A 25,771-nucleotide genomic window follows, 5' to 3' on the forward strand; every position below is an offset into this window, starting at 1 on the left:
TGTCCCTCGTGGCTGACGCCCGTTGCCATGGTGTCGGCGAGGAAGGAGGGCGGGCGGCCCCCCGGAACCAGGTCCGCTGGGAGCACCGGTGTGCCCGGGTGCCGTTCGGCGCGGCGGGCTGCTTGTTCGTAGACCCGTCGACAGTGGGAGGAGCAACGGGCGGCGGCAGAGGAATCCATCGCCTCACTGCGGGCATGAGTGCCTCATGACCCTTTTACGCCTGTTCCTGCTTCCTGTGGCGCTCGCCCTCGTCCTGGTGACGACGGCCGGCCATCAGCATCATGGTCGGCACCGCGACACTCGCTGACACCCGGAGCCACCCCTCACCGGCCACGTGATCCGGCGGGCCCACCGTGGCGTCGTTCACCGGTCATACCTCGAAGAGGGCTTCCTCTTGCGGTGGGAACGGCGGATCGAGGACGTCACGGAGGCGGGTGATGTCTTGGCGCCATCTCGGCCCGTTCGTGGCCTCGTGCCACAGTTCGGCGATTTCGGATCGCTCGTCGACCACGCGGTCCAGGGCTCCGACGGCGAGCGTCCGAAAGTCTGGGGGCAACTCCGGCAGCGGCTCCGATGGGCCGTAGTTCGAGCACGCGGGCTCACCGCCAGGGTGCTGTGCGACCACCAGGGCTGCTGCGGCAACTGCTCGCTCGGCGTCGGGGGTGATGAGGTGGCCCGCAGGATCGGCGGCACGTTCGAGCACTCTACGGATCATGGACTCGCGTTCTTCCATGGCTGCCTCGTCCAGGTCGCCGGCAAAGTCGGCGGCGGTGTCATTGTCGAAGGGGCCGATGTCCCAGGTGCCCATGTCTCTCCTCGCGCGATCGGTCCGGGGATCGTCGCACCAGCCACCGACAACGAGGCCCGGAGGCAGCACCCGCTTGCGTAGGAGCTCGCCGCCGCCGCGTCCGTACATCCGCACCAGGCCACCACCGCCCGCGAGGGCCGGGCCTTCTCGCTCGGACATCGACGAGGCCGCAGGGGTCGGATTCGGTGGGTCCAGCCCCTGCGGCCGCGTGTGTGGGGGCGTCAGTTCTCGACGGGCTTCATGCAGAGGACGAACTTGTCCGATTCGAGCTGCTGCGCGAGGGCGACGTCGGCCACGCCCTCGCACTTGTCGATGTCGAAGGTGTTGTCGATGACCTTGACGACCTTGTAGAGGTCGGCCACCTTTTCGGTGCAGCCCTTGCTCTCGACCTTGGGGTCGTTCTCCGGGCCGGTGACGACGACGCAGTCGCCGGCCTCCGCGTGCACCGGGGCCTCGCCCGTCAGGTAGGGCAGGCCCAGGCGCCAGAACAGTATGACCGCGATCGCCACGACGACGCCGAGGATCTTCTTCCCCAGGCCGCCCTTCTTCTTCGCGGGCTCGGACGGCGCGACGGGGGCGCCGAACGTGCCGGGGGTGGCGGGCTGCTCGGGGGTCTGCGGCGCGGGAGGCGTGGCCATGGAGAGTTCCTTCGGGACGTGTGCATGATCGAACGCGCGTACGCTACCGGCTCCTGAGCACGCAAAACGGACTCTTCCTTTCCGTTTTCTGTTCGGATACGGAGTCGTGATCCTGTCGACCCGTCAGGCCGCCCCGTCGATCCTGGCCTGCACGAGGGACCACCGGCCCCGTGTACCCGCACGTGCGCCGCGGTCGCGGCGGTGCGCGGCTCGCCGGACGGTGGCCCTCGCGCACAGGCCAGAGCCCGGAGGTGGGTTGGGCTCCCTCGTCGGGCCGCCCCCGGGCTCATCGCCGGTCCCTGACCCACCGGCACCCCACGGAAGCGCCCTCCGTCAGGAATCTGGCGGAGGGCGCTTCATCCCCGAAGGGAACACCGGTGGCTTTCCCGCCTCGCGGCGTGGCTCAGTGGGCGTCGGCCGGGCGGTGGTGGCCCGGCTTGTGGGGCTTGTGCTGCTTCCCCGGCTTGTGGGGCTTGTGGGGCTTGTGGGGCGTGTGCTTTTCGCACTGCTTGCCGCGCTTGATGGTGGTGGGGTCCGTCGCGGTGTGCGTCGCGGTGTCGCCGCCACCGGTGACCGTCACCGTGTCGATCCCGTGCCGCGTCGTGCGCGGGCACGGCACCCGGACGGTGAGCGTGATGACCGGATAGCGGGCGCCGGCCGCCAGTACGTCGCTGCGCGTGCAGGTGAGCGTGGCCACGGAGCAGGCCCATCCGGTGCCCGACAGGCTCACGGCGCTCAGCCCCTGGGGCAGGACGTCGTGGACCGTGACCGTGCTGCCGTCCGTGGCGCCCGGCCCGGCGTTGCCGACCGTGATCGTGTACCTGCCCTTGGTCCCGCCGGTGAAGTCGCCCTGGTGCGTCTTGCTGATCGTCAGGGTCGGCTTCGCGGGGCAGAGGGCGGCCGGATTGCTGGTCGTGGCCCGGTTGTCGGTCCAGGTGTTGGCCGTTCCGGCCGTGCCGGTGCCGGTGGTGAGGTCTTCGCAGTCGTACCGGACGCTGCTCTGCAGCAGGTTGCGGGTGACGGTGTTGCCGTTGTTTCCGCCGTTGTTCTCGATGAGGACGCCGTCCCGCCCGCTGCCGGTGACGGTGTTGTCGGAGACGGTCGAGGCCGTCAGCGAGTTCGGGCCGGCGGAGATGCCGTCGTGGGTGGCGTTCTGGACGGTGTTGCCGGCGATCGTGACCTGGTCGCTGCCCGCGGTGGAGAAGGTCTGCGTGCGGATACCGTCGTAGCTGTTCTGGAGGGTGTTCCGCAGGATCTGGAGGTTGTGGTTGTCGTCGCCGACGAAGACGGCGACGCCGGTGTTGCCGACGGCCTGGTTGTCGGCCACCACGCTGTCGTTGGAGCGGAAGATGTTCAGGAGGGCATCGTCCTGGTGCGAGACGTTGTGGTGGATGTTGACCCGCACGACGTTCTGGAACTTGTCGAGGGTGATCGCGCCCTTCCTGTTCTGGAAGAAGGCGTTGTTGTCGATCAGCGCGTTGTCCAGGCCCTGGTCGGAGTAGATGCCGTTGCCGGCGGCCGGCTGGGACTGGAATCCGGTGTTGTTCAGGCGGATGCAGTTGCGCGTGACCTGGGACTGGGTGGCGCCGCTGGTGTTGTAGTACATCCCGGCCGGGTTGCCCTGGATCACGTTGCCTGTGATCAGGTAGCCGGAGTGGCCCACGACGGTGTTGATGCCGTAGCCGCCGAGGGTGGAGCCCTGGTTGTTCTGGACGGTGAAGCCCTGGAAGCGGATGCCGTCCTCGCGGAGGTTGACGATGCCCTCGCCGCTGGGGCTCGTGGCCTCGATGACGGAATCGACCGCGGGGTCGGGCGCGGCGAACTGGTCGCAGTTCGCGGGGAGGGTGCTCTCGCCCTCCAGGATGAGGTTCGCCTTGTTCACCTCGACGATCTCGTTGTAGATGCCGGGGCAGACATGGACGGTGTCACCGGCCACGGCCGCGGCGACGGCGGCCCCGATCGTGGTGTAGGTGGCGTTCGGGCAGTGGGCCGTGACTCCGGCCGCGGAGACGACGAGGGTGGACGCGGCGTAGCTGGGTGTGGCCGGGAACGCCGTGGCCACCACCGCCACCGCCGGCAGAAGGGCGTAGAGCGTTCGCATTTCCTCACCTGTCGATCAGCGAGCATGGCAGAACGGCGCGGGTCGGGGTGCACCGCCGGACCGCACTGTGTGATCGCTGGAGCCCCGGGGCAAGCTGCCCCGCTGGGAGGGCAGGAGGATCCACCGGCACGGTGGTACCGCCTGCACGGCCGGCCGTGCCCGGAGGGGCGAATGCGGTGATGAGATGAGCGGCTCCCGCCCGGGTCGGGCGGGAGGCCGGGGCCGCGGACGCGGTCGGCGGCGGGCCCGCCGAGGCGGTGGCCACCGCCTCGGTCACCACCCGCTCGAAAGCACTGGTCCTGTCCCCGTCTCCTGATGTACCGAGCACGGCGTGGCGGTGGGGGCGGTGTTGGCATACCGCAGGCGGGATCCGCGGTGCCGCGCTGCCCACTTCGGCGGCCGCACGGCCGGCGACGGGCGACGGGCGAGGAAAATGTGTCGAACGCGGAGTCGACCTTTGAGAAGGTCCTGAGTGCCCTGGAACTGCTGCGAGAGGAAGCCCGTGCCGCGTGCCGTCACCTTGATTCGTTCTGCCTCCCTGTCCGATGTCGCGGAGTACGCCTACGCGGCCACTGCCCCGGCCGAGTCGCGGCTGATCTTCCTGGCCGGAGCATGTCCTCTGAACGAGGACGGCTCCACTGCGGCGATCGGGGACGTCGCGGGGCAGGCGGCCAGGGCCGTGGAGAACATGCGGACCGCCCTGACGGACTCGGGCGCGTCACTGCACGATGTCATCAGCACCCGTGTTCTCGTTGCCTCTCACCGGCGGGAGGATCTGGTGACGGCGTGGGAGGTCGTCCGGGACGCGTTCGGTGACCACGACGTGCCCAGCACATTGATGGGTGTGACCGTGCTCGGCTATGACGGCCAGCTCGTGGAGATCGAAGCCGTCGCCGCCGTGCTCGATTCCTGAGCCGACGGGCCATCCCCGCCGAGCCGGCCGAGTCCGCCGAGTTGGCCGAGCCGGCGCAGCGCCCCTCCCGGGCACACCCCGGGACGGGCGTAACACATCGTCGGCACGGAAGCTGCGCTGCTCCTCCCCGGGTGGCCGCACCAGCCGTAGGACACCGGCCCGGCCCGCCGGCTGGTGCCGGTGGGCCGGGCCGGCGCTGTCGCCGCTTCGCGACCGGGCGGTCGCGGGATTCAGATGATGTTCTTGTAGAGGTTCCAACCGGTACCGAACTTCACCCGGGCGGTGAAGGTCTCGGTACCCGCCTTGCCCGTCGAGGAGTACCGGTACACGACGCCGTTCGGAAGACGGCAGAGCAGGTCGCCCTTGCTGTCGCCGTCGATGTCACCCGGGACGAACAGCTTGTCGTACTGGTCGAAGCCGCTGCCGACCTGCTCCCGGGTGGCGAACGGCGCGGTGGCCGTGCCCGTGCCCTTGAAGAGGAACAGCCGGCCTGAAGCGTCCCGGGCGAGCAGGTCGGGTCGACCGTCGCCGGAGTAGTCGCCCGCGCCGACGAGGGTGTCGTAGCCGTTCCACCCGGTGCCGACCTTGACGCGCGCGCCGAACCTGGTCACCAGCGCACCGTCGCCGGGGTGGAGCCACAGCGTGCCGGCGGAGTCGCGGCCGAGGAGGTCGCCCTTGCCGTCGCCGGTGAGGTCACCGGGGCCGACCGTCAAGGCGTAGTTCCACGTCGTGCTGACCCGCTCGCCCTGGATGTACAGGTCGCTGCCGATGTTCTGTACGTAGGTCGCGTGGTTGCGGCTGTTGAGCCCGGTGGCGTACGTGTTGCGGGAGCCGGGCGTCTCCTTGCCGGCCCAGACCGGCGGCGTCCGGTAGTCGCCGTTGGCCAGGGCGCTGTACTTGGCGAGGTCGTTGTCCGCCTCGGTGCCGAGGTTCTGTGCCTTGCCGTAGAGCGGCGTGGTGCCCGCGCCGACGATGAACTTGTTGAGTTCGTAGCCACTGCCGAAGTACTCGGGTGCGGCGAACTTGCCGCCACCGACCGACTTGAACCAGTACTCCACGCCGTCGCGGTCGCGGGCGAGCAGGTCGCTCAGGCCGTCGCCGTCACCGTCGTCCGAGCCGGTGATCACGTTGTACGCGTTCCAGCCGGTGCCGACCTTGACACGGGCCTTGAGCGGGGCGGTGGCGCTGCCGGCCCCCTTGTGGAACCACAACTCACCGCTCAGCGTACGGGTGAAGACATCGCCGAGGCCGTCGCCGTCGGCATCGCCGGCCCCGACCAGTTGGTCGTAGATCCCCCAGCCGGAGCCGACCTTGACCCGCGTGTTGAAGGGTTTGCCGACGCTTCCGGTGCCGGTGTACAGCCACAGGTCGCCGGCGTAGTCGCGGGCCAGCAGGTCGGGGTGGCGGTCCCCGGTGACGTCGCCGGTGGCCATGACGCGGTTGTAGATCTGCCATCCGCGTCCCGACCAGAGGGGCGCCGACGTGCTCGTCAGGCCGGCCTCGTAGAGCGTGAGCACACCGTCGAAGGAGAGCGAGAGCAGCTCCGCCTTGTTGGTGCCGCCCACGTCGCCCACCGGCAGCAGGTCCTTGAACGAGGCCGAGGGGTCGGGGTCGGTCTTGTAGATCGCGTATTCGCTCCAGGACGAGATCGACGACAGATAGACGGCCGTGGTCTGGTCGTACTCCATGACGATCATGTCGCTGATGCCGTCGCCGTCGACGTCGTGCCGCGGTTTGGCGGCGGCCGACGGCGCCGGCGGCGTGACGCGGCCGGGCAGGACGACGCTCGGGTACGCGTGATCGCTGCCCGGTGCGTCGGCCGAGACCGACTCCGCCGCCGGGCCGGCCGGTGGCCGGGCGGTGGCGGAGTCGGGTATGCCGGGCGGCGGGGCGACGCTGGTCGGGGCGGCGCTGCCCGGGGCGAGGCTGCCCGGGGCGAGGCTGCCCGGGGCGGCGTTGCTCGGGGCGGCGGCCAGGGCGCTGACGGCCAGGGCCAGTACGCCGCCGGCGGCGGCCAGTGCACTCAGTCTTCCGCGGTGTGATGAAGTCAAGATCCCCCCTGAGGATCGAGCCGGGACTCGCCCGGACACGTCTCACTGCTTGCCTGGAGACACCCATCACGCGTGAACGGTTCCCACTTCCCGCCGTGTCGCGCATGCCGCGCGCCATTGACCACGCCGCCGGACGGTCTGCATCAACTCCTTTTCGCGTAGGTGTAGTTGGGGTGGGTGAGGGATTCGACCGGTACGGACACCCGTGGCGGTCGTGTCCGGCTAGACGTGCTCCGTGGTGGTGGTGCTGGTCGTGGTGCTGCCGGTGCTGCTGCTGTCGCCGGAGGAGGCGGTCTGTCGGCGGGAGAGGGAGCTGGGCCACCAGCTGCGGGGGCCGATGTCGATCACGAGAGCGGGGACGAGGAGGGAGCGCACGACGAGGGTGTCGAGGAGGACGCCGAACGCGACGATGAAGGCGATCTGGACGAGGAAGGCGAGCGGGATGACCATCAGGGCGGCGAAGGTGGCGGCGAGGACGACACCGGCCGAGGTGATGACGCCGCCGGTGGTGGTGAGGCCGCGCAGGACGCCCCGGCGGACGCCATGGGTGAGGGATTCCTCGCGGACCCGGGACATGAGGAAGATGTTGTAGTCGACGCCGAGGGCGACCAGGAACACGAAGCCGTAGAGGGGGACGGAAGCGTCCGTTCCGCTGAAGCCGAGCAGGTGCTGGAAGACGAGCGCGGAAACGCCGAGCGTGGCCAGGAAGTTCAGGGCGACGGTGGCCACCAGCAGCACGGGGATCAGTACGGAGCGCAGGAGCAGGACGAGGATGAGCAGGATGATGACCAGGACGACGGGGACGATGAGGGTACGGTCGCGGGCCGCGGTTCGTTCGGTGTCGTACTGCTGGGCGGTGTAGCCGCCGACCAGGGCGTCGGCCCCGGGCACGGCGTGGACGCGATCGCGCAGTTCCCGGATGGTGGTCTTCGCCCGGTCGCTGTCCGCGGTCGCGGTGAGGGTGGCGTCGATGCGGATCCGGCCGTCGACGACCAGAGCCTCGTCGCCGGGGCGCCCGGAGGCGGTGGAAGGGGCGGCCGAGGCGACGCCGTCCGTGGCCTGGACGGCCGCTCGCACCTCCTTGGCCTTGTCGGCATCGGCGATGATCACCGCGGGCTGGCCGGAACCGCCGGGGAAGTGCCTGCCGAGTGTCTCCTGGGCCGCGACGGAGGGTGCGTCCTTGACGAAGATCTCGTCGAGGGGCACTCCCCGCGAGGACAGGGTGGGGGCGAAGGCTGCGAGGACCAGCATGAGCAGGGTCGTCGAGACCCAGACCCGGCGCGGTGCCCGGTCGATGAGGCCGGCGACGCGGCGCCAGATCCGGTGCCCTTCCGCCGTGGCATCGGCAGGTTTGGGCGTGGCGGGCCAGAAGGCGGCGCGGCCGACGAGGGCCAGGACGGCGGGCAGGAACGTCAGGGTGGTCAGCAGCGAGCAGAGGATGCCGATCGCGCCGACCGGGCCGAGGGCCCTGTTGTTGGTCAGGTCGCTTGCGAGGAGCGCGAGGAGGCCGAGGGCCACGGTGGCGGCGCTGGCCGTGATCGCCCCGGCGGAGCGTCGCACCGAGGCGGCGGCCGCGGCCATGCGGTCGCCCCGGGCCGCGAGTTCCTCCCGGAACCGGGCGGCCAGCAGCAGTGCGTAGTCCGTCGCCGCTCCGATGACCAGGATGGACAGGATGCCCTGGACCTGGCCGTCGACGCGTACGACACCCCGGTCGGCCAAGGCGTAGACGACCGCGCAGGCGAGGCCGAGGGCGAAGACGGCGCTGATGATGATCACGAAGGGCAGCAGCAGGCTGCGGTAGACCAGGAGCAGGATCAGCAGGACCGCACCGAGCGCGACCCCCAGCAGGAGGCCGTCGATGCCGGCGAAAGCGTCTGCGAGGTCCGCCTGGGTGGCGGCGGGGCCGGCGATCTGCGCGGTCAGTTGCGGCACGGAGGTGGCGGCCGTCCGTACCTCGTCCAGCACCGCGGGGAGGTCCTTTCCGAGGTCGGGAGCCAGGGGGACGACGGCCTGCAGGGCCAGGCCGTCCGCGGAGCGCAGCGCGGGCGAAGGCTGCCCCGTGATGCCGGCCCTACCGGCCAGCGCGGTGACCGCGGCGGTCGCTGCGCGCTGCTGGGTGTCGCTGATCGCGCCGGCGTCGGATGCCTGCCAGACGATGATCGCGGGGACCGACTCGGAGCGCTCGAAGGCTCGGCGGGCCTCGAGGACCTGGGTGGACTCCGCGCTCTGCGGGAGGAACGCCGCCTGGTCGTTGGTGGCCACCTCGCCGAGCTTTCCCGCGTAGGGGCCGAGGGCTCCGCCGATGCCCAGCCAGACCAGCAGCAGCAGTACGGGCACCAGCCGCCGGGCCCAGCGTGGTGTGCGCGTCACAGCAATCACTTCCATCGCTCCCATCACTCCCATCACCCCAATCACTCCGATTGGTCCAATTACTCAATGATGAAGTATCTCAATCATCGAGAGATCTTATGCTGGTGCCATGCGCAGCGCCGACCGCCCCCTGGACGAACCTCCCCTCGAAGACCCGATCGGGTTGCAGACCTTCGCCGTGCTGTTGCGCGCGATGAACGCCGACTTCAACCGGATCGCCCAGGAGTTCGCCCATGCTCAGGGCCTGCACCTGACCGATGTGCAGGCGCTGATCGCCGTACTCGACGCCGAGCGTGACGAGAGTGCGGTGCCCATGACCCCCGGGCGGCTGGGTGCCCGGATGAACCTGACCTCGGGTGCGGTGACGGCATGCCTGGACCGGCTGGAGAAGGCAGGCCACCTGCGCCGCGTTCGCGCGGCCGATGACCGGCGGGTCGTCCACCTGCACTACACCAAGGCGGGCAGGGAGGCCGCACGCGAGTACTTCCGCCCCCTGGCTCGCTCCACCGACGCCGCTCGATCGCATTTCAGCGCCGACGAACTCCACGTCGTGGTGCGGTTCATGGCCGAGATGAACCGTCAGCTCGCCCGGCTGCGCAGCAGCTGAACGCCGCGCGGTACGCATACGGGTTCCGGCCGACGGGCATCCGCCCACGGTGACCGATGCCGAGCCGACTCAGGACCAGTACCCGCCCGGGCCCCCGCCCCCGCCCCAGCCCCCGGAACGCGTCCGGACCGAACCGGTCCGGGCTCTGCACGCCGCCTACCAGGCCCTCGCGGCCGTGGTGGCCCCGCTGGAGGACGAGGACTCCTGGCAGCCCACCGGCTGTACGGGCTGGGCCGTCCGGGACCTGCTCCACCACTGCCTCATGGACTGCGAGCGCGGCCTCGTGGCACTCCACACCCCCGCCCCCGGACCGGTCGACCGGGACGCCGTCACCTACTGGAGCGACTGGCGCCCCGGTACCGAGGGCGCGGCCAACGGCCGGCGATGGGCGCGGGTCAGCGCGAGCATGTTCCTGTACTTCGACCAGTTGCGCGGGCTGTACCTGGAGACCGCGGCAGCCACCCTGCACGCCGCCGCCGCGACCGACCCCGGCCTCCTCGTCTCGACCCAGGGCCACACCCTGACCGCCGGCGACCTGATGAGCACCCTCACCGTCGAGGCGACCATCCATCACCTCGACCTCGTCGCCTCATTCCCACACGCTCCCGGGCCGTCCCCGTCCGGACTGGCCCGCGTACGTGACACCCTGGACGGGCTGCTCGGCCGCCCGCTCCCGCTCGATTGGAACGACGAGCACTACGCACGCGCCGCCACAGGCCGCCTGCCCCTCACGGACGCCGAAGCACGCGCACTGGGACCGGACGCCGCGTCCTTCCCCCTGTTCGGGTGACGGCACCGGTGTTCCACAGGCCGCCCTCCCCAGCTCCGACCCGCTCGGCGGCACCCCCGGGTCGTGTCGTCGCCCGGTGAATCCGGAGTGGTGCGGGTGCGGTGCTGCGTCGTCCGTGCTGAGATCGGCCGGGTGAAGGATCCCTTCGGCTGTGATGATCCGTCCCTGCTGGCGCTCGGCGCCACGGCAGACCGGGCGGCGGCCCGCCGAGCGGTGGCCGCGCACGCCACCGATCCTGAGGACCTGGCGCGGCTGCTGGACATACTCGGCCTGCTCCCGGCACCCCCGCCCGAGCCGGCGGTGGACGCGCTGTCGTCGGTCGCCGACGCTCCGCGTCGACTCCCTCCTCCGCCTTGCGATCGCACGCACCAGGCACCGCCCACCGATCCGGCCTGATCCGAAGGACAGGCCCCGGGCCGTTCCGGTCGGATCCACACAAGCGGCCCCCGTCCCCTTTCCGGGTACGGGGGCCGCTGCGGTCGCGACGATCGGGCTCCCGCCCAGCTAGGCGAAGGAGAACCAGTTGACGTTGACGAAGTCGGAGGGCTGGCCGCTGTCGAAGGTCAGATAGACGTCGTGGGTTCCGGTGGTGCGGCGGATGTCGGTGGGGACGGTGCGCCACGCCTGCCAGCCGCCGGTGTTGGCGACGGCGAAGCCGCCGACCGGGGTGGCCGTGGGGCTGTCGAGGCGGACCTGGACCAGGCCGCTGACTCCGCCGGCGGCCCCGGAGGCGACGCGGGCGTCGAAGCGGGTGGCACCGGTGGAGCCGAAGGCGACGGCCGAGTACTTGAGCCAGTCGCCGTTCGACAGATGGCCGACGTCGGATCCGCCGCCGCCGTCGGAGCAGGCCTCGACCTGGGCTCCGGACTGGGCGTTGAACGCCTCGGCCTGGATGGTGCTGAAGGCGCTGACCCCGCCGCCCGGGGCGGTGGCGGTCGGCGTCGGCTCCGGTGTGCCGCCGCCGGCCACACCGCCGACCGTGATGGTCCAGCGGCCGGGGGTGCCGGACTGCACCTTGCCCTCGAAGTCGACTCCGGCCGGGTGCACGTCGTCGTACGGGAAGGCGTACCCGAGATGGTCGGGGGTGGCGTTGTGCAGGATGCGGGAGTAGTGGTTGGTGCGCGGCCGGGTGTAGAAGGCGGCGGGATTCTCGGCGGTCGGCTGGTGGGGGTTGTCCAGCAGGGTGGTGCGGTTGAAGGCGGCGGCGAGCCGTGCGCTGAGATTGCCCATCAGGTCGTTGCCCGTGGTGAAGGGCGCGTCGCTGCAGGAGAAGATCGACAGGGTGGACGGCTTGGCGAAGCTGCCGACTCCGGGGAAGGTGAGGACGTCGCCGTTCACCCGGCCGGTGACGGTTCCCCAGGTGAACTGGGTGTCGATGCGCAGGTCGGTGGAGCGGTACTTGTTCCACACCTCGTCCACGTAGCCGTCGAAGTAGCCGCGGAACAAGGCGCTGTTGCCGCGGATCGCCAGGTTGGGGCTGAGTACGCGCAGGTCGCGGCCGCCCGCGGTGACGATCAGTCGGCTCCAGTCGCTGCCGTCGGCGGCGGACTGGGCCCGTAGCGCGGCGGCGACCCGGGACAGTCCGTCGGCGGGCAGCCCGCGCACCGTCTGGGTGCCCTGCCCGGTCTCCAGCTGGAAGGCGATCGGCAGCGAGACCATGTCGACGAACGTGATGTTGGCGTACAGCTGGTCGCTGTTGAAGGTGAACTCGCAGAAGTCGTGGGCGACGTTCGCGTTGGGGTCGGTGGGGTTGCTCACCGACGGCAGGGCCAGACCGCCGCCGCGGTTCACCAGGAAGGTGAGCTTCGTGCCGACGGAGAAGTAGATGCGGCCGCTGTCCAGGCGCGGCAGCGTCACCCGCCGAGCTCCGGCGCCGGACGCGTTGAGCGGGATGGCGCAGTCGACCCCGAGCGGGGTCTGATCGGCGGCCGGAGCCGGCGGGTGGTACAGGCTGGAGCCGTTGGCCTGGATGAAGGCCCAGGAGCCGCCGGCCGCGGGGTCACGGCCGAGCACATAGGCGTACACCGTGTTGTTGCCGGTGGTGTTCACCAGGTCCAGGGGGAGCGTGGCGGTGGTGGTCGCGTTCGCGCTCATCTCGAGCCAGGCGGCCGCGGCGGGCACGGCCAGGGCCAGGCCCGCTGTCACGGCGAGGAGTTTTCTACGGGGCATGGTTCGTTGGTGGCGAGCCGTCACGGGGTGGGGGTCCGTTCTTCGTGAGGTCGGGCGGGGGAGCGGTCGGACGCAGGCAGGGACCGGGGGAGGGGGAGTGGGGAGGGCGGCGGGGCTGGTGGGTCGGCCTCAGCCGACCGTCCACTTCTGGTTGGCGGCGCCGCTGCAGGTCCAGGTCTGCAACCGGGTGCCGTCGGCGGAGGAGTTGCCCTTGGCATCCAGGCACTTGCCCGCACCGATGTTGGTGAGGTCACGGGCGGCGGTGTACGTCCACTTCTGGGCGTTGGTGCCGTTGCAGGTGTAGAGCTGGACGACGGCGCCGTCGGCGGTGGAGCCGCCCGCGACGTCCAGGCACTTGCCGAGGGCGCGGACGGTGCCGTCGCCGCCGATGGTCCACTGCTGGGCCGCGTTGCCGGTGCAGTCGTGCAACTGGATGGGGGTGCGGTCGGCGTCGGAGCCGCCGGCGACGTCGACGCACATGCCGCCGATGCCACGGATCGGGCGTGCGGCGGGGGCGCCGGCGGAGGAGGCGCGGACGTAGTCGATGGTCATCGTCTGCGGGAAGGACGTGGAGGCGTCCGGGCTGCCGGGCCAGTCCCCACCGACGGCCAGGTTGAGGATGATGAAGAACGGGTGGTCGAAGACCCACTTGTTGCCGCCGGTGTCGGCCGGCGTGAGGGTCTTGTACGTGGTGCCGTCCACCGACCAGATGAGGGAGTTCGGGCTCCAGTCGACGGCGAACACGTGGAAGTCGTCGGCGAAGGCGCGGCCGCCGGGCAGGCTGTACGCGGCGCCGAGGCCGCCCGCTCCGGAGTAGCCGGGGCCGTGCACCGTACCGTGCACGGTGTTCGGTTCGCGGCCGATGTTCTCCATGATGTCGATCTCGCCGCTGCCCGGCCAGCCCACGCTGCCGAGGTCGTTGCCGAGCATCCAGAAGGCGGGCCAGATGCCCTGGCCGCGCGGGATCTTGATGCGGGCCTCGAAGCGGCCGTACGCCTGGGTGAAGGTTTTGGCGGTGTTCAGCCGGGCCGAGGTGTATTGGCACTGCCCGTACCAGCAGCCGAGGCCGGCGTCGGTGTTCTTCCGCGCGGTGATGACGAGGTTGCCCTGGCCGTCGAGCGCGGCGTTCGAGGTGCTGTTCGTGTAGTACTGCAGCTCGTGGTTGCCGAAGCCCGAACCGCCGGTCTCGAGGGTCCACTTGGCGGCGTCAGGGGCGCGACCGGCCGCGCCGTCGAACTCGTCGGACCAGTTCTGCGCGACAACTGCGGCACCGGCGGTCGGGGCGACCGAACGGGTGAAGGACATGAGCACCGCCGCGACCAGGGCGGTGGTCACGAGGAGCACCACTCCGCCGAGAGAGCGGCGACGTGCGCGATGAGCAGCAGCAGACATGGGCATCGTTCCTTGTCTGGAGGGGGGAGGCGGGGAGGAGGAGAAGGAAGGGGAGGAGGGGCGGAGGAGGGGAGGAGGAGGGGGGCCAGGCCGGGCGAGCCGTGAAGAGTGACGGGGAGGGGTGCGAGAGCGCTCTCAAACGTGACGCGATGTCCCCCGAGGCAGTGAGTATTACGGAGGGGTAACTGTCATGGCAACGTCAGCCGCCCTCCTTGCACGCCCCTGACCTGGGGTTTTCTCTTGTGGCCTTCGGCTTAACGGTCCCTTAAGGCTGGCTTGATGCAGAGAGGTGTGAAGCGGAGCCTCACGCGATCGACAGCCGGTCGGCCGCCGCGGGTACTCCGCGCCGGGCGTCACGTGGAGGTGTCCGGAGCGGCACAGCCCATCGATGGGTGTACCGCCGTCGGCCCGCGACGCCGGACGCCGGACAGGTCGACGAGCAGCGCCGCCGACCCCGTACGGGAAGCGGGGCGACAGGCCCTTCCGGGTGCTCGTGCCCGGAAGGACCTGGTGCGGAGCCAGGGTCAGGCGGTGTGCAGCGTCAGGCTGTAGCGGCCGAGGATCTCGTTGATCGGCTGGAACCACGTCTGGCCGCCGGACGAGCAGTTGCCCCAGCCGCCGGAGGTGACGCCCTGGGCCTGGTCCCCGCTGAGGAACGAGCCGCCGGAGTCGCCTCCCTCGGCGCAGACGCTGGTCTTCGTCATCTGGTGGACGGCGCCCTGGCTGTAGTTGACGGTCTCGTTCTTGGCGAGGACGGTGCCGCAGTGCCAGTGCGTCGTGGACCCCGACCGGCAGATCGAGGCGCCCACGGGAGCCTCGGCGGAGCCGCCTACCAGCTGGTCCGGGATGGTGCCCCAGCCGAGCACCACCGGTACGGTCCACCAGCCGCTGTGGATGCCGACGTACGCGTAGTCGTTGCCGGGGAACGAGGACCCCTGGAAGGTGCCCATCGCGGACCCGTCCCAGCCGCGCACGGCGGCCCCCGCCTGCGCGCAGTGCCCAGCCGTCACGAAGCCGCCGTACACGGAGAAGCCGATCGAACAGCGGACGTTGCCGGTGTAGTACGGGTCGCCGCCGACGGTGCCGGCGGCGTACGTACGGGGAGCCTGCGCCGTCTCGGCGACGGTGACGGTGACGGATTCGCCGGCCCGGGCCCGGTCGACGAACTCCCGTACGGCGGGGGCTTCCCGCTCGGCACCCACGACCGTGACGACGACGCTGTTGGTCCGCGGGTCGACGTGCCAGCCGGCCACACCGGCGGGGGCGCGCAGCGTGTCCAGGCGCGCCTTGGCGCGGTCCAGCGCGGCGGCGCTGTGCCGGACGAGGCGGGTGTCGGCGCCCAGCGCCCGCGCCTCGGATTCCTGCGCGCGGTCGGTCACCGCGACGACGAGCCGACCGGTGGACGGCTCGTACCACGAGCCGCCGTACGCACCACCCGTGGCCTGCCGTGCGGCCTTCTCCACGGTCGCGGCGGCCCTTTCCGCGCTCAGCCGTTCCTCGGCCTGCGACGCGGTGAGCCCGAGGTCCCGGCGCATCGCGTCGAGCAGTCCGGCCGAGGCGGACGGCGCTGTGGCGGACGATGCCGCGGCGGGCTCCGGAAGCGGGACGGCGCTCGCCACGCCGGCGTCGGCGGCGCCCAGGCCGACGGTCAGGAGCAGGGCGGCGAAGGCGGTGCGTAAGGGGGTGGTGTGTTTCACGAGACCTCCTGGTGTGGGGGGTTGAACGCTTGAGAGCGCTCTCACAGAGTGTCGAGCGCTACGCTAGCCGACCCTATTTGTCAGGTCCATACCAAGTTCCGGTTCCGTCGCGGCAAGACCCGCGCGACCCCTCGGTCACCGAGGCCCGCCCCGGCGCCGAGGGCCGACTCCGCCACCGGCCCGACGGACGTCGGGGCGGTGACGGTCACGTTCACGGTCATGGTCGGTGGACCACACGGCCGAAGGGTCGGCGGCACCACACGCTCGGATCGACCGGCGAGGCGTGCGCGCGACGGACGGCGAAGCTGGGCGAAGTTCCGCCGGCGCGGCGCAGGACAGATGCTCTGCGTCAGGCGATCGTGTGTTTCTCCCTCCGCCCCAAGCGCCGTCGGCGTTGCTCAGGCCCGCGGCTGCCGGCAGGTGAAGCCACCGATCATCCAGTCGCCCGGCCGTCGGTACTGGGTGACCGGGTGTCAGTGCCTACGCCCCGGGTGCTTGGCGTGATCACGTTCGCCGTCGAAGAGACTTGGGACCGCATCGAGAGTTGGCTCGAGCGGTACGCCCCCGTCACCCACGGGCTGCTGCGACCGCCGGCCCTCCTGGCGGACATCGCGGCGGCCGAATTCCGGCTGGGGGTGACCTTCCCGTCAGATCTGAGGGAGTCGTTGTTGCGTCACGACGGTGGGGACCTCCTGGACGGAACGCTCAGGCTCGACCACTGCGGACCACCGTCGGGAGTCAGGGCGTGCGGGGGTGCGGGGTCGAGCGGTCGCCGATCACGACGAAGAACGGGTCGTGGATCGGGTCGTTGTCGTACCGGGCGAGGAGACGCCCGCCGGTTTCCTGGTCCTCGACCGGGTGACCGCGGGCCTTGCCCGACATGAGAGCAGGGCCTGGCGGTGTGCGGGGGAAATCCAGGGGAGCGGATGGCCGAGCGCTGCTACGGTCGGGCGCTATGAGCTGGCTTCCCGATGACTTCGTCCACCCCGTCCTGATACCGCTGCCGGGCAGTGGTCATCACCTACGGCCGATCCGGGAGGCGGACACCCCGCTCGACTATCCGGCTGTGATGGGTTCGCGCGAGCGGCTGTGGACCATGTTCGGCCCGGCCTGGGGTTGGCCCGCGGCCACCATGACGTACGAGGCCGACCAGGCCGACCTGTTGCGGCACGAGAAGGAGATCGCCGCGCACCAGTCGTTCAACTACGCGCTGTTCGACGCGGCGGAGACGGCTCTGCTCGGTTGTGTGTACATCGACCCGCCGGAGAGGGCCGGCGCGGACGGCGAGATCTCCTGGTGGGTGGTGGACGAGCTGGTGGGCAGCGAGGTCGAGCAGGCCCTCGACGCGCTGGTGCCGCAGTGGATCGCCGCCGACTGGCCGTTCGAGCAGCCGCGCCTCCTGGGTCGTGAGATCTCCTGGTCGGACTGGCTCGCCCTGCCGAAGCATCCCGACGCGTAGTGACCGCGTCATCGCCGGCCAGGTCGTCCGCAGCGGCGTCATAGAGGAGTTCGAGCGCCGCGTCGTCGTCTTCGCGTTCGACAGCGGCCAGTAGCAAGGGCAGATCCACCGACCGATTGTGCGTGGCAACCACCCGACAACACACGCACCCCTTGCGGCCCCGCCGTCCCGTCCCGTCCGGCACACCCCCGCACACGCAGCGCACCCGGCAGGCCATCAGGGCGCACGACCGGCGCCGGAAAGAACGTCCTCAGGTGCCGGAGCACGCGCGGGCGGAACCGGCCGAACTCGAGCGGCTGCGGCCGTACTTCGTGACGCTTGAGCATCTGGCGCATCTGGCGCATCTGGCGCGGCGGACGAGGACGCCGTACGTGCGGCTGCCGTGGTGGAACGCGCCCGAGGACCGCAGGCTGCGCGACCGCGAGGACGCCTTCCCGCTGGGGGCGCGCTGCTGGTGGCACCGGTGCTCGAGCCGGGGGCGGACTGCTGGTGGGGGACGCCGGGGACGGGTTCGACGTGCCTGAGGTGGAGCGGTTCGCGGTCCGGTGGCGGGCCGGGCAGGTGGTGGTGACGCGGGAGGACGGACTGGGGCGGCGGCGGCGGGGGCGGGGGTGCCGGTGGCGCCGGAGAAGGGACGGGCCGGGGGAGAAGGGCGTGGGGGGACAGCCTGCCCGGCGGGGCTGCGCCCCGGCGCCGGCCGGGGTTTCGCCCGGCCGGCGCTGGTGGGGGTGCGCGGTCGGCTGTCCGTCACGGGCAGCTGATGCGGGTGTCGCCGGTGTCGGTGGTGCAGGTGTCGGAGCCGGAGCCGCCGTTGGCGGTGTCGTTGGCGCTCACGCCGTCGGTGGTGGTCAGGCGGTCGTTGCCGTAGTAGCCGGTGAGGACGTCGTTGCCGCGGTCGCCGTTCATGGTGTCGTCACCGAAGCCGCCGTCGAGGTTGTCGTTGCCCGGGCCGCCGTGGACGGTGTCGTTGCCGAAGCCCGCACGCACCGTGTCGTTGCCGGACAGCGCGCAGATGACGTCGTTGCCGTAGCCACCGGTGAGGGTGTCGGTGCCGGACGTGCCGATGATCGTGCAGCCCCGGGCATTGTTGACCGAGGTGGTGGCGGTGGCGCTGTTGTCGCCGCTGTTCGGGTCCTGCGGGGAGCCGGTCACGGACGCGGTGTCCCGGAGGGTGCCGGTCGCGCGCGGTTCGGCGGTCACGGTGACCGTGGCGCTCGCGCCGGGGGCCAGGCTGCCCAGGGCACAGGTCGCGCCCGTCGCGGTGGTGGTGCAGGTGCCCTGGGAGGGCACGGCCGAGATCAGGGTGCCGCCGGCTCCGGAGAGGGAGTCGGTCAGGGAGACGCCCGTCGCGGTCGCCGTGGAGGAGGCCGCGTTGGTCACCCGGACCGTGTACGTCGCCTGGTCGCCGATGCTCACCGTCGTCGTACCGGACTTGGTGACGGACAGGTCCGCCGACGGCGGCGGGGGCGTGGTGCCGCCACCACCGAGGTAGCGGGCCACGCCGCGGTCGGCGGCGAGGCTGTTGGCCTGGCCGACGACCCCGCCGGCGACGATCTTCCCGTCGGGCTGAAGGGCCACCTGGGAGGCCTGCTCGGAGGGGCCGCCGAAGTCGGTCGTCAGCCGGCCGTCACCGTCGAAGGAGGTGTCCGCGGCGCCGTTGGTGTTGTACCGGGCCAGCGCCCAGTCGCCCGCGTACCGGCCCGCGACGACGATCCGGCCGTCGGACTGCAGGGCGACGTCCGCGGCGTCGGCGCTGTCCGGTCCGAAGGTGGTGGTGACCCGGCCGGCGCTGCCGAACGTCGGGTCCAGGGCGCCTGCGGCGGTGAATCGCGCCAGCCCGAAGACGTTGTCATCGCCGGTCGCGACGACGATCCGGCCGTCGGACTGCAGGGCCACGCCCCGGGCCCTGGCCCCGAAGCCGGGGGTCGCCCGGCCGTCGCCGTCGAAGGTCGGGTCGAGGCTGCCGTCGGTGTTGTAGCGGGCGAGCGTGACGCCGCCGGGGCCGGCCCCGGCGACGACGACCCGGCCGTCGGGACGGAGGGCCAGGTCGGCGGCCGAGGCGAAGGTTCCGCCCGGGAAGGTGGTGACGGCCTTGCCGTCGCCGTCGAAGGTCGGGTCCAAGGAGCCGTTGGCGTTCCAGCGGACCACGACCCAGCTCGCGAGGCTCTGGCCGGCCGCCACGATGCGGCCGTCGGGCTGCACGGCCACGGTCATGGCGGTCTCGATCGCGTCCGGGTCGATGTCGGTGACCGCCCTGCCGCCCGTGCCGAAGGTCGGGTCGAGGCTGCCGTCGGGGTTGTAGCGGGCGGCCACCCAGTCGCCGTTGCCGGCGATCGAGGTGGACCCGCCGACCGCGATGATCTTGCCGTCGGGTTGCAGGGCCAGCGCCCTGGCCTCGTCGTTGTTGAAGTCGAAGTCGGTGTTGACGATGCCGTCGCCGCCGAACGTCGTGTCCAGGCTGCCGTCGGCGTTGTAGCGCACCAGTACGAAGTCACCGCTGGTCTCGTCGAAGTAGCCGTCGCCCACCGTGATGATCTTGCCGTCGGGTTGGACGGCCATGCCCGAGACGTTCTCGTAGCCGGTCACGTCCGTGACGACCTTGCCGTCGCCGCTGAAGGCGGGGTCCAGATCGCCGGGAGCGGCCGCGGCCGCCGTGGGCAGGCCGAGTACGAGCGCCAGAGCGGCGGCACCGGCGGCGCCGGCGGCGGCGGCGCGCCGGGCCCGGCGCCGTGGGGAGTGCTGGGGCATGCGCGAACCACTTCCGTCCGTCGGTACCTTGGGTGCCCCAGCTTTCTGGGACACCGGGTCGGGACGGGGTCGCGGCGGGCCGGGGCTGCGCCCACTGGACCGCCGTGTTCCACCCCCAGGAGTGACGGACCGGTCATCCGAACGGCCCGGTACGACTGCCGTCATCCGTAGCGGCCGGCGAACCGGGCGGTCGCGGCCCGCGCGTGCAACGGGAACGCCGAGGCCGGGGGCCGGGGGCCGGGGGAGAGCATGCGGATCAGGCCGTGGCCGCGGACCTCGCCGAGTGTCAGGGAGCCGGCCACCCGCAGCATGTCGCCCCGGTGCGTGCACGCGGATGCGGTCCAGGCGCACGGTGAGGTCGTTCCGGTGTGGCGGACACCCGGAGATCTGGGCTCGGCGGTGGCCCAGCCGATGACTTCACGGGTGGAGACGTCGATGACGGTCGCGAGGTGGAGCCGGCCACCACCTGGGCACCTCCCTGGCCGCCGACACACTCGAAGCCGCTTGCCGCAGGCGGCGCCGTGACCGTGCGGCCGCTCCCCACGGATCGCTCGTGACAGGGTTGAGCGCTTTCCGGCCCGTAGCCCCGGGGCAGGCCCTCCGCCAAGAGTCAGGGGCCCGATGACACGCAGAACGGCCGGTCCGTATTCTTGGGCGGACGCCGAAGGTACTACCGATGCGTCGCAACCGTCCGTCGTAGCCGGACGGCGCCCCATTCCGGGTATCGGATACCCGGCAAACGATCGGGAGTTGACCAGTGATCAGTCTGGCCGCGGCAGGGGGAGTGGCCCTGGTCGAACTGGGCATGGCCCTGACTCCGGGTCCCAACATGATCCATCTCGCCTCTCGCGCGATCACCCAAGGCCGCAGGGCGGGCCTGGTCAGCCTGAGCGGGACCGCCGTGGGCTTCCTGTGCTACCTGCTGGCCGCGGCCGCGGGCCTGTCCGCGTTGTTCGCCGCCGTGCCGGTCGCGTTCACGGTGGTCAAGCTCGCCGGGGCTGCCTACCTGGCCTACCTGGCCTGGGACATGCTCAAGCCGGGTGGCCGCTCGCCCTTCGCCCCGGCCCAGGACCTGCCTCCGGTCTCCGACGTCCGCCTGTTCTCGATGGGGCTCCTGACCAACCTGCTCAACCCCAAGATCGCCCTCATGTACGCCGCTCTACTGCCCCAGTTCATGGCTCCACAGGCGGGTCCGGACTGGGCGCAACTGCTCCAGCTCGGTGGTGTGCAGATCGTCGTGGGGCTCTCCGTCAACGCACTCATCATGCTGGGCGCGGCGCGCGTCTCGGGGTTCCTGGCCACCCGGCCCCGCGTGATGACCGCTCAGCGGTTCGCGTCGGGCGGCTTGCTCGGCGTCTTCGCGCTGCGCACCGCCCTGTCCCGTACGCCCGTCTCGGCCTGAGCCCTGAACGCGCGCCTGTGACACCGGTCCCGCTGTGATCGGCCGGCAGCGTCGCACCTGGACGCGAGCACTCGGTCCGGGTGAAATCGACCCGGCGCCCAAGACGGTGACCTCGATGCCGAGTCGGCCTCACCGTCGCCGGCGCATCGTTCCACGGCTCCGGCCGCCCCGACGGTGCCGTCCGTGACAGCAGCACCGACCGGGCGTACGGCACCATGCCGGGAGGGAGCCGTATGTCGGGTCGGCTGTCCGGTTCCTACCGGGCGTTGCGGCACGCTCCGGCGCCGGACCCGCGTCGCCCCGGGCTTCGGTGCGGCTTCGCTTCACCCAGGGCAGAAGGCCGCTCCCTTCCCCCCGCGCCCCGGATCCCTACGGTGAGGGGATGAGCACTCACGCGTCGAACGAGTCCCGCGTCATCTCCCCGCGCCCGCAGGCCCCGTCGCCCGGTTCCGGCGGGGCGGCCGGCGCCCCGCGGCGACCCGTCGGGGGTCCACAGCCACGCGCGCCGAGGGAGCCGCTGTGGCGTGACCTCGTCGGCGACGTGCTGCGGCGCGAGCGGCTCGCCCAGGAACGCACGTTGAAGGACGTCTCGGAAGCGGCCCGGATCTCGATGCCGTACCTGTCGGAGGTGGAGCGCGGCCGCAAGGAGGCATCCTCCGAGGTGCTCGCGGCCGCCGCCCAGGCCCTCGGGCTCGGCCTCGCCGACCTGCTCCTGCTCGCCGGTGACGAGCTGGCCCGGCACGCCCGGAGCCGGGTGGTCCGGGGTCGTACGTCACCGACGCCGCCCACGGCCCGGTACGACGGCCTCTGCCTCGCCGCCTGACGCGGGCCTGACCCGGGCCTGGCCGGCCCCTGCCCGGACCGGGTCGACGGCCGGGTCGACGGCCGGTACGACGGGGCGCGCCCCCGCCGTACCGGCCGCCTCGGCGACCCTCGGCCACGGCCGCCCGGGCTCAGACGAACGCGAACCGTCGGCTCAGCACCTCGTCGGCGAGCCCGTAGGCCACGGCCTCCTCGGCGGTGAACACCTTCTCCCGGTCCATGTCCGCGCGCAGCGTCGCCACGTCGTGGTGCGTGTGCCGGGACAGGACCTCCTCCACCTGCGAGCGGATCCGGACCATCTCCTTGGCCGCGAGGCTGAGGTCGGAGACCGTCCCCTGCCGGCCACCGCTGGCCGGCTGGCCGAGCAGCACCCGCGCGTGCCGGAGTACGAACCGTCGCCCGGGATCTCCGCCCGCCAGCAGCACCGCCGCCGTCGACGACGCCTGACCGACGCAGAAGGTGGAGATCGGCGCCTGCACGAACGTCATGGTGTCGTAGATCGCCATCAGCGAGGTGAACGATCCGCCGGGCGAGTTGAGGTAGATCGAGATCTCCTGCTCCGGATTCGCCGACTCCAGGTGCAGGAGCTGCGCGATGACCACGTTGGCGACCCCGTCGTCGATCTCGGTGCCGAGGAAGACGATCCGCTCGTTCAGCAGCCGGCTGAAGACGTCGTAGGACCGCTCGCCCTGCGCGGTCCGCTCGATCACGTAGGGAACCGTGTACGACCCCATGTCACAGCCCCGTCCGTCGGCGCGGCGTGGCCGGGCGGATGTCGGCGAGCGACTCCACCACATGGTCCACCATCCCGTACTCCCTGGCCTGTTCGGCCGTGAACCAGCGGTCCCGGTCGCCGTCCCGCGCGATCGTCTCCTCGCTCTGCCCGGTGTGCTGGGCGGTGATCCGCTCCACGGCCTTCTTGGTGAACTGGAGGTTCTCCGCCTGGATCTCGATGTCCGCGGCGGTACCGCCGATGCCCGCCGAGGGCTGGTGCATCATGATCCGCGCGTTCGGCAGCGCGAACCGCTTGCCGTGCGTCCCCACGGTGAGCAGGAACTGGCCCATGCTGGCGGCGAAGCCCATCGCCAGCGTCGAGACGTCGTTCGGGATGAGCCGCATGGTGTCGTAGATGGCGAGACCCGCGGTGACCGACCCGCCAGGGCTGTTGACGTACAGGCTGATGTCGGAACGCGGGTCCTGCGCCGACAGCAGCAACAACTGCGCGCACACCCGGTTGGCCGACACCTCGTCGACCTGGGTGCCGAGGAAGACGATCCGCTGGTCGAGCAGCCTTGCCGCGAGGTGGTCGTCGAAGGGGCCGGGCGGTGTGTCGCCCTCCTCCGCGCGGGGCGCGAGCATGGTGAGGGGAGTCATCTCTTCTCCTTGTCGAGGCGGGGTGCCGTCGACTCCACTCTTGACCTCGGGAACCCCCCGAACGCCGTTCCTCTGCCCCTGGCAGATCAGCCACGGGCGGACACCACGAGGACAAGATCGCCGAAGCGTCCCGGGCCTCGCCCGCATGGTCCGCACCTGAGCCCCGCCCGGTCCGGGGTGCGTTGGGTCCCGGCCCGGGCCGGCACGGTGGGTCCCGGGCCGGGGCGCGGCGGCTCCCGCCGCGGTCAACCGCGTGCCGCGCCGCCGCGTTCGGCGGTGACCAGCCAGGAGCTGCTGCGCAGCCACACCCCCGTGTCGGTCTCGTGGCGCCGCAGTGCGGCCGTCAGCGCCTGGCGCGCGGCGTCCCGCGCGGGCGGGGCCACCTGGTCGAGGAGGTGACGTCCGGGGCCGGAGTCCAGGAGGAAGGCCGCGGCGTCCGACGCGTCCGAACCCCAATTCCCCGACGCCTCGACCCGCTGGACGTCCACCCCGCCGAACCCGCCCGCGGCGAGCAGTTCGCGGATGCGGCCGGGATCGGTGAGCGAGAACATGCCGTGGCCGCCGGGCTGCCCGAAGCCGCCGAGCGGCAGGATGTCCTCGAGCGAGGCCAGCGCGGCGAGCCACTCGTTGGCCTCCGCCTCGGCCGCGCAGACGAAGGCCAGCCGGCCGCCGGGGCGCAGCGCGCGGTGGAGGTTGGCGAACGCGGCGACCGGGTCGGTGAAGAAGGTCATGCCGTACCGGCTGATGACCGTATCGAACGACTCGGAGTCCAGGGGGTGGACCTGGGCGTCGCCCTGCACGTAGGCCACGTTCTGGACCTCTTCGCGTACGGCGCTCTCCCGAGCCTTGTCCAGCATCGGCCCTGACAGGTCCAGGCCGAGTGCACGGCCGTGTGTGGCGCGCCGGGCCGCGAGGCGGGTGGTGCGGCCGGCGCCGCAGCCGACGTCCAGGACCCGGTCGCCCCCGAGCACTGCTGCGGCGTCCAGCAGGGGCTGGTTGAAGCCGTCGTTGACGGCGTCCCAGCGCTCCTGGCTCCGGGCCCACTGTGCGCCCTCGTATCCGTTCCACGCCTCGGCCTGCGCGGTGTTGGCGAATTGCCCCATGGGTGAACTCCCTCCCGCCGAGGCGCGGCAGGGCACCCCGGCCCTAGAATGGGCGAGCGCCCAAACACTATGGGCGAACGCCCATACTTGCAATCGATCGAAGGGGAGGGGCTGTTGTGTCACCTCGCGGAGTGGCGATTCCGGACCTACGGGAGCGGCTGTTCTCGGCCGCGGAACGGGTGGTGGCCCGTGACGGAGCCGCAGCCCTGACCAGCCGCGCGGTCACTTCGGAGGCCGACTGCGCCAAGGGCGTCCTGCACACGCACTTCTCCGGCCTGGACGAGTTCGTCGCCGAGCTGGTCCTGGACCGGTTCGCGCGAAGCGCCCGCCAGGCCGAGGCGCTGCGGGCCGAAGTGGGGCGGGCCACGGTCGCCGAGAACCTCCAAGGGGTCGTCGGGACCCTGCTGGAATCCCTGCCGCCCGCGGTGGTGGGCCTGGCGATGACCCGCCCCGCGGCCGCGTCGCACACCCGCGAGGGCTTCCGGTCCGGCGCGCCCGCGTTCGACGCGATCCAGCACGCCGTCACCGCCTACCTCCAAGCCGAACAGGCCGCCGGTCGGATCCCCGCAGTCAGTGACGCCGGCGCCATCGCGCTCGCGCTCGTCGGCACGACCCACCACCTGCTGATGACCCGCGGCCCCGCGGAGGCGACGGACACTGCGGCGACCACGCGGCGGCTGCTCGCCGTACTCCTCGGCGGCTGACCGGCGTGCCCGCGCCGAGGTGGGGGGAGCGTGCGAGGCGCCGCCCGGATGGTCCGGATGGTTCGCCCCTGAACGCGCGGCGCCGGCCGCCTCTACGATGAGCCTATGATCGCCGCCGTCCAGCGCACGCCGAGCCGCCGCCCTGCCGGGCGCGGCTTCGTGCTGCTGGTGCTGGCGGTCCTGACCGGCGTGCTGGCCATGCACGGCTTCGGCCCGGCCCCCGTGCCGGCCGCCCCGGGCCACCCCGGTCCGGCCCGGCACGCCGTATCTGCCGACGCGCCCGACGGCGCCCCGGGCTCCCACGCGCATGAGGCCGTGATGGACGCGGCGTGCTCGCACTCGGCCGGCGGCACGGAACATCTGGACCACGCGGACGGGACGTGCGCGGCCGCCGGTGTCGGATCTGCGTACGCGCCGCCGCCACTGGCCGCGGCTCTCGACGCGGTATCGGCGCCCCCGGCGCTGCCGGGCCGTGCCGAGGCCGGCGCGTGGATCGGCCGTGCGCCGCCTGATCTGGCCGAGCTGCAACTCCTGCGGATATAGAACCGCCCGCACGGCCCCGTGCCTCCTGACCGGTGGCGGGTTCGTGCTCCGGGCTCTCTTCATCCGTTCCTCGCGTGTGT

General features: G+C 71.8%; 24 protein-coding genes and 1 pseudogene. 10 read left to right on the top strand and 15 right to left on the bottom strand.

All coding sequences use genetic code 11. From position 1 onward, the window contains the following. Positions 1-214 precede the first annotated feature (214 nt). The 4 genes from ACGFYY_RS15660 to ACGFYY_RS15675 form a co-directional block, all read right to left on the bottom strand. Positions 215-367, bottom strand: a complete 153-nt coding sequence (locus ACGFYY_RS15660) for a hypothetical protein (RefSeq protein WP_393709676.1) — start codon at positions 365-367, stop codon at positions 215-217. A gap of 3 nt (positions 368-370) precedes the next feature. Beyond that, complete coding sequence (locus tag ACGFYY_RS15665; protein ID WP_365267147.1) at positions 371-808, bottom strand: DUF4259 domain-containing protein; 438 nt, start codon at positions 806-808, stop codon at positions 371-373. 221 nt (positions 809-1,029) lie between these two features. Continuing rightward, positions 1,030-1,446 (bottom strand): hypothetical protein, encoded by a 417-nt coding sequence (locus ACGFYY_RS15670; protein WP_393709678.1) that lies wholly within the window; start codon positions 1,444-1,446, stop codon positions 1,030-1,032. A gap of 403 nt (positions 1,447-1,849) precedes the next feature. After that, on the bottom strand, positions 1,850-3,547 hold the full coding sequence (locus tag ACGFYY_RS15675; RefSeq protein WP_393709680.1) for a right-handed parallel beta-helix repeat-containing protein: 1,698 nt from the start codon (positions 3,545-3,547) through the stop codon (positions 1,850-1,852). A gap of 502 nt (positions 3,548-4,049) precedes the next feature. On the opposite strand from ACGFYY_RS15675, the gene ACGFYY_RS15680 reads away from it, so the two are divergent. Beyond that, a complete protein-coding gene (locus tag ACGFYY_RS15680) occupies positions 4,050-4,460 on the top strand; it encodes a RidA family protein (RefSeq protein ID WP_229315252.1) in 411 nt (136 codons plus the stop codon). Positions 4,461-4,690: 230 nt separating this feature from the next. Here the strand turns inward: ACGFYY_RS15680 and ACGFYY_RS15685 are convergent, their stop codons facing one another. Together ACGFYY_RS15685 and ACGFYY_RS15690 are read right to left on the bottom strand one after the other, a co-directional pair. Continuing rightward, a complete protein-coding gene (locus ACGFYY_RS15685) occupies positions 4,691-6,511 on the bottom strand; it encodes an FG-GAP-like repeat-containing protein (protein ID WP_393709683.1) in 1,821 nt (606 codons plus the stop codon). Between the two features lie 222 nt (positions 6,512-6,733). Further along, entirely contained in the window at positions 6,734-8,881 is a 2,148-nt protein-coding gene (locus ACGFYY_RS15690; RefSeq protein WP_393709685.1) for an MMPL family transporter, read from the bottom strand. Positions 8,882-8,990: 109 nt separating this feature from the next. On the opposite strand from ACGFYY_RS15690, the gene ACGFYY_RS15695 reads away from it, so the two are divergent. The 3 genes from ACGFYY_RS15695 (at position 8,991) to ACGFYY_RS15705 (ending at position 10,674) form a co-directional block, all read left to right on the top strand. Further along, positions 8,991-9,488 (top strand): MarR family winged helix-turn-helix transcriptional regulator, encoded by a 498-nt coding sequence (locus ACGFYY_RS15695; protein ID WP_393709687.1) that lies wholly within the window; start codon positions 8,991-8,993, stop codon positions 9,486-9,488. A gap of 49 nt (positions 9,489-9,537) precedes the next feature. Further along, positions 9,538-10,278: a maleylpyruvate isomerase N-terminal domain-containing protein gene (locus ACGFYY_RS15700; protein WP_393709689.1), complete on the top strand. Its 741-nt coding sequence runs from the start codon at positions 9,538-9,540 to the stop codon at positions 10,276-10,278. Between the two features lie 132 nt (positions 10,279-10,410). Continuing rightward, positions 10,411-10,674 carry a hypothetical protein gene (locus ACGFYY_RS15705; RefSeq protein ID WP_393709691.1) on the top strand — a complete coding sequence of 88 codons (264 nt, stop codon included), beginning with the start codon at positions 10,411-10,413 and terminating at the stop codon, positions 10,672-10,674. A gap of 108 nt (positions 10,675-10,782) precedes the next feature. On the opposite strand, the gene ACGFYY_RS15710 is transcribed toward ACGFYY_RS15705, so the two are convergent. From ACGFYY_RS15710 to ACGFYY_RS15720, 3 genes are all read right to left on the bottom strand, one after another. Then, on the bottom strand, positions 10,783-12,447 hold the full coding sequence (locus ACGFYY_RS15710) for a beta-1,3-glucanase family protein (protein WP_393709693.1): 1,665 nt from the start codon (positions 12,445-12,447) through the stop codon (positions 10,783-10,785). A 129-nt stretch (positions 12,448-12,576) separates the two neighbouring features. Further along, a complete protein-coding gene (locus ACGFYY_RS15715) occupies positions 12,577-13,839 on the bottom strand; it encodes a family 16 glycosylhydrolase (RefSeq protein WP_393709695.1) in 1,263 nt (420 codons plus the stop codon). Between the two features lie 524 nt (positions 13,840-14,363). Continuing rightward, complete coding sequence (locus ACGFYY_RS15720) at positions 14,364-15,536, bottom strand: S1 family peptidase (RefSeq protein WP_393709697.1); 1,173 nt, start codon at positions 15,534-15,536, stop codon at positions 14,364-14,366. Between ACGFYY_RS15720 and ACGFYY_RS15725 the strand changes: the two are divergent. After that, a pseudogene (locus ACGFYY_RS15725) lies at positions 15,419-16,228 on the top strand (hypothetical protein); the annotation flags it as partial. The gene ACGFYY_RS15720 and the pseudogene ACGFYY_RS15725 sit on opposite strands and share 118 nt — an antisense overlap. 46 nt (positions 16,229-16,274) lie before the next feature. Here the strand turns inward: ACGFYY_RS15725 and ACGFYY_RS15730 are convergent. After that, on the bottom strand, positions 16,275-16,418 hold the full coding sequence (locus ACGFYY_RS15730) for a hypothetical protein (RefSeq protein WP_393709699.1): 144 nt from the start codon (positions 16,416-16,418) through the stop codon (positions 16,275-16,277). Between the two features lie 73 nt (positions 16,419-16,491). Here ACGFYY_RS15730 and ACGFYY_RS15735 point away from each other — a divergent pair, with 73 nt between their 5' ends. Then, positions 16,492-16,995: an N-acetyltransferase gene (locus ACGFYY_RS15735; protein WP_365267175.1), complete on the top strand. Its 504-nt coding sequence runs from the start codon at positions 16,492-16,494 to the stop codon at positions 16,993-16,995. 747 nt (positions 16,996-17,742) lie between these two features. On the opposite strand, the gene ACGFYY_RS15740 is transcribed toward ACGFYY_RS15735, so the two are convergent. Further along, positions 17,743-19,743: a calcium-binding protein gene (locus ACGFYY_RS15740; protein ID WP_393709702.1), complete on the bottom strand. Its 2,001-nt coding sequence runs from the start codon at positions 19,741-19,743 to the stop codon at positions 17,743-17,745. 161 nt (positions 19,744-19,904) lie between these two features. Beyond that, positions 19,905-20,054 (bottom strand): hypothetical protein, encoded by a 150-nt coding sequence (locus ACGFYY_RS15745; protein WP_393709704.1) that lies wholly within the window; start codon positions 20,052-20,054, stop codon positions 19,905-19,907. A 446-nt stretch (positions 20,055-20,500) separates the two neighbouring features. On the opposite strand from ACGFYY_RS15745, the gene ACGFYY_RS15750 reads away from it, so the two are divergent. Together ACGFYY_RS15750 and ACGFYY_RS15755 are read left to right on the top strand one after the other, a co-directional pair. Beyond that, the gene (locus tag ACGFYY_RS15750) at positions 20,501-21,145 is read left to right on the top strand and encodes a LysE family translocator (RefSeq protein WP_393709706.1); all 645 of its coding nucleotides are present in this window, start codon (positions 20,501-20,503) and stop codon (positions 21,143-21,145) included. 382 nt (positions 21,146-21,527) lie between these two features. Then, positions 21,528-21,968 carry a helix-turn-helix domain-containing protein gene (locus ACGFYY_RS15755; RefSeq protein WP_393709708.1) on the top strand — a complete coding sequence of 147 codons (441 nt, stop codon included), beginning with the start codon at positions 21,528-21,530 and terminating at the stop codon, positions 21,966-21,968. A gap of 130 nt (positions 21,969-22,098) precedes the next feature. On the opposite strand, the gene ACGFYY_RS15760 is transcribed toward ACGFYY_RS15755, so the two are convergent. The 3 genes from ACGFYY_RS15760 to ACGFYY_RS15770 all read right to left on the bottom strand — a co-directional run bounded on the left by ACGFYY_RS15760 (position 22,099) and on the right by ACGFYY_RS15770 (position 24,444). Beyond that, complete coding sequence (locus ACGFYY_RS15760; protein ID WP_365267183.1) at positions 22,099-22,701, bottom strand: ATP-dependent Clp protease proteolytic subunit; 603 nt, start codon at positions 22,699-22,701, stop codon at positions 22,099-22,101. A 1-nt stretch (position 22,702) separates the two neighbouring features. After that, positions 22,703-23,341, bottom strand: a complete 639-nt coding sequence (locus ACGFYY_RS15765) for an ATP-dependent Clp protease proteolytic subunit (protein ID WP_365267185.1) — start codon at positions 23,339-23,341, stop codon at positions 22,703-22,705. Positions 23,342-23,586: 245 nt separating this feature from the next. Next, positions 23,587-24,444, bottom strand: coding sequence for a class I SAM-dependent methyltransferase (locus ACGFYY_RS15770; RefSeq protein ID WP_393709711.1), 858 nt, complete (start codon positions 24,442-24,444; stop codon positions 23,587-23,589). A gap of 116 nt (positions 24,445-24,560) precedes the next feature. On the opposite strand from ACGFYY_RS15770, the gene ACGFYY_RS15775 reads away from it, so the two are divergent. Both ACGFYY_RS15775 and ACGFYY_RS15780 read left to right on the top strand, forming a co-directional pair. Then, positions 24,561-25,148, top strand: a complete 588-nt coding sequence (locus ACGFYY_RS15775) for a TetR family transcriptional regulator (RefSeq protein ID WP_393709713.1) — start codon at positions 24,561-24,563, stop codon at positions 25,146-25,148. 105 nt (positions 25,149-25,253) lie between these two features. Then, positions 25,254-25,691 carry a DUF6153 family protein gene (locus ACGFYY_RS15780; RefSeq protein ID WP_393709715.1) on the top strand — a complete coding sequence of 146 codons (438 nt, stop codon included), beginning with the start codon at positions 25,254-25,256 and terminating at the stop codon, positions 25,689-25,691. Positions 25,692-25,771: the final 80 nt, after the last annotated feature.

Origin of the sequence: Streptomyces sp. NPDC048331, assembly GCF_043201215.1 — a bacterium.
Taxonomy (GTDB): Bacteria; Actinomycetota; Actinomycetes; order Streptomycetales; family Streptomycetaceae; genus Streptomyces.

Excerpts from the sequence above, each read along its gene's own strand:
- ACGFYY_RS15770 (WP_393709711.1), bottom strand. The coding sequence starts at position 24,444 with ATGGGGCAATTCGCCAACACCGCGCAGGCCGAGGCGTGGAACGGATAC.
- ACGFYY_RS15710 (WP_393709693.1), bottom strand. The coding sequence starts at position 12,447 with ATGCCCCGTAGAAAACTCCTCGCCGTGACAGCGGGCCTGGCCCTGGCC.
- ACGFYY_RS15670 (WP_393709678.1), bottom strand. The coding sequence starts at position 1,446 with ATGGCCACGCCTCCCGCGCCGCAGACCCCCGAGCAGCCCGCCACCCCC.
- ACGFYY_RS15730 (WP_393709699.1), bottom strand. The coding sequence starts at position 16,418 with ATGTCGGGCAAGGCCCGCGGTCACCCGGTCGAGGACCAGGAAACCGGC.
- ACGFYY_RS15740 (WP_393709702.1), bottom strand. The coding sequence starts at position 19,743 with ATGCCCCAGCACTCCCCACGGCGCCGGGCCCGGCGCGCCGCCGCCGCC.
- ACGFYY_RS15780 (WP_393709715.1), top strand. The coding sequence starts at position 25,254 with ATGATCGCCGCCGTCCAGCGCACGCCGAGCCGCCGCCCTGCCGGGCGC.
- ACGFYY_RS15715 (WP_393709695.1), bottom strand. The coding sequence starts at position 13,839 with ATGTCTGCTGCTGCTCATCGCGCACGTCGCCGCTCTCTCGGCGGAGTG.
- ACGFYY_RS15760 (WP_365267183.1), bottom strand. The coding sequence starts at position 22,701 with ATGGGGTCGTACACGGTTCCCTACGTGATCGAGCGGACCGCGCAGGGC.
- ACGFYY_RS15675 (WP_393709680.1), bottom strand. The coding sequence starts at position 3,547 with ATGCGAACGCTCTACGCCCTTCTGCCGGCGGTGGCGGTGGTGGCCACG.
- ACGFYY_RS15745 (WP_393709704.1), bottom strand. The coding sequence starts at position 20,054 with ATGCTGCGGGTGGCCGGCTCCCTGACACTCGGCGAGGTCCGCGGCCAC.
- ACGFYY_RS15765 (WP_365267185.1), bottom strand. The coding sequence starts at position 23,341 with ATGACTCCCCTCACCATGCTCGCGCCCCGCGCGGAGGAGGGCGACACA.
- ACGFYY_RS15755 (WP_393709708.1), top strand. The coding sequence starts at position 21,528 with ATGAGCACTCACGCGTCGAACGAGTCCCGCGTCATCTCCCCGCGCCCG.
- ACGFYY_RS15665 (WP_365267147.1), bottom strand. The coding sequence starts at position 808 with ATGGGCACCTGGGACATCGGCCCCTTCGACAATGACACCGCCGCCGAC.
- ACGFYY_RS15735 (WP_365267175.1), top strand. The coding sequence starts at position 16,492 with ATGAGCTGGCTTCCCGATGACTTCGTCCACCCCGTCCTGATACCGCTG.
- ACGFYY_RS15695 (WP_393709687.1), top strand. The coding sequence starts at position 8,991 with ATGCGCAGCGCCGACCGCCCCCTGGACGAACCTCCCCTCGAAGACCCG.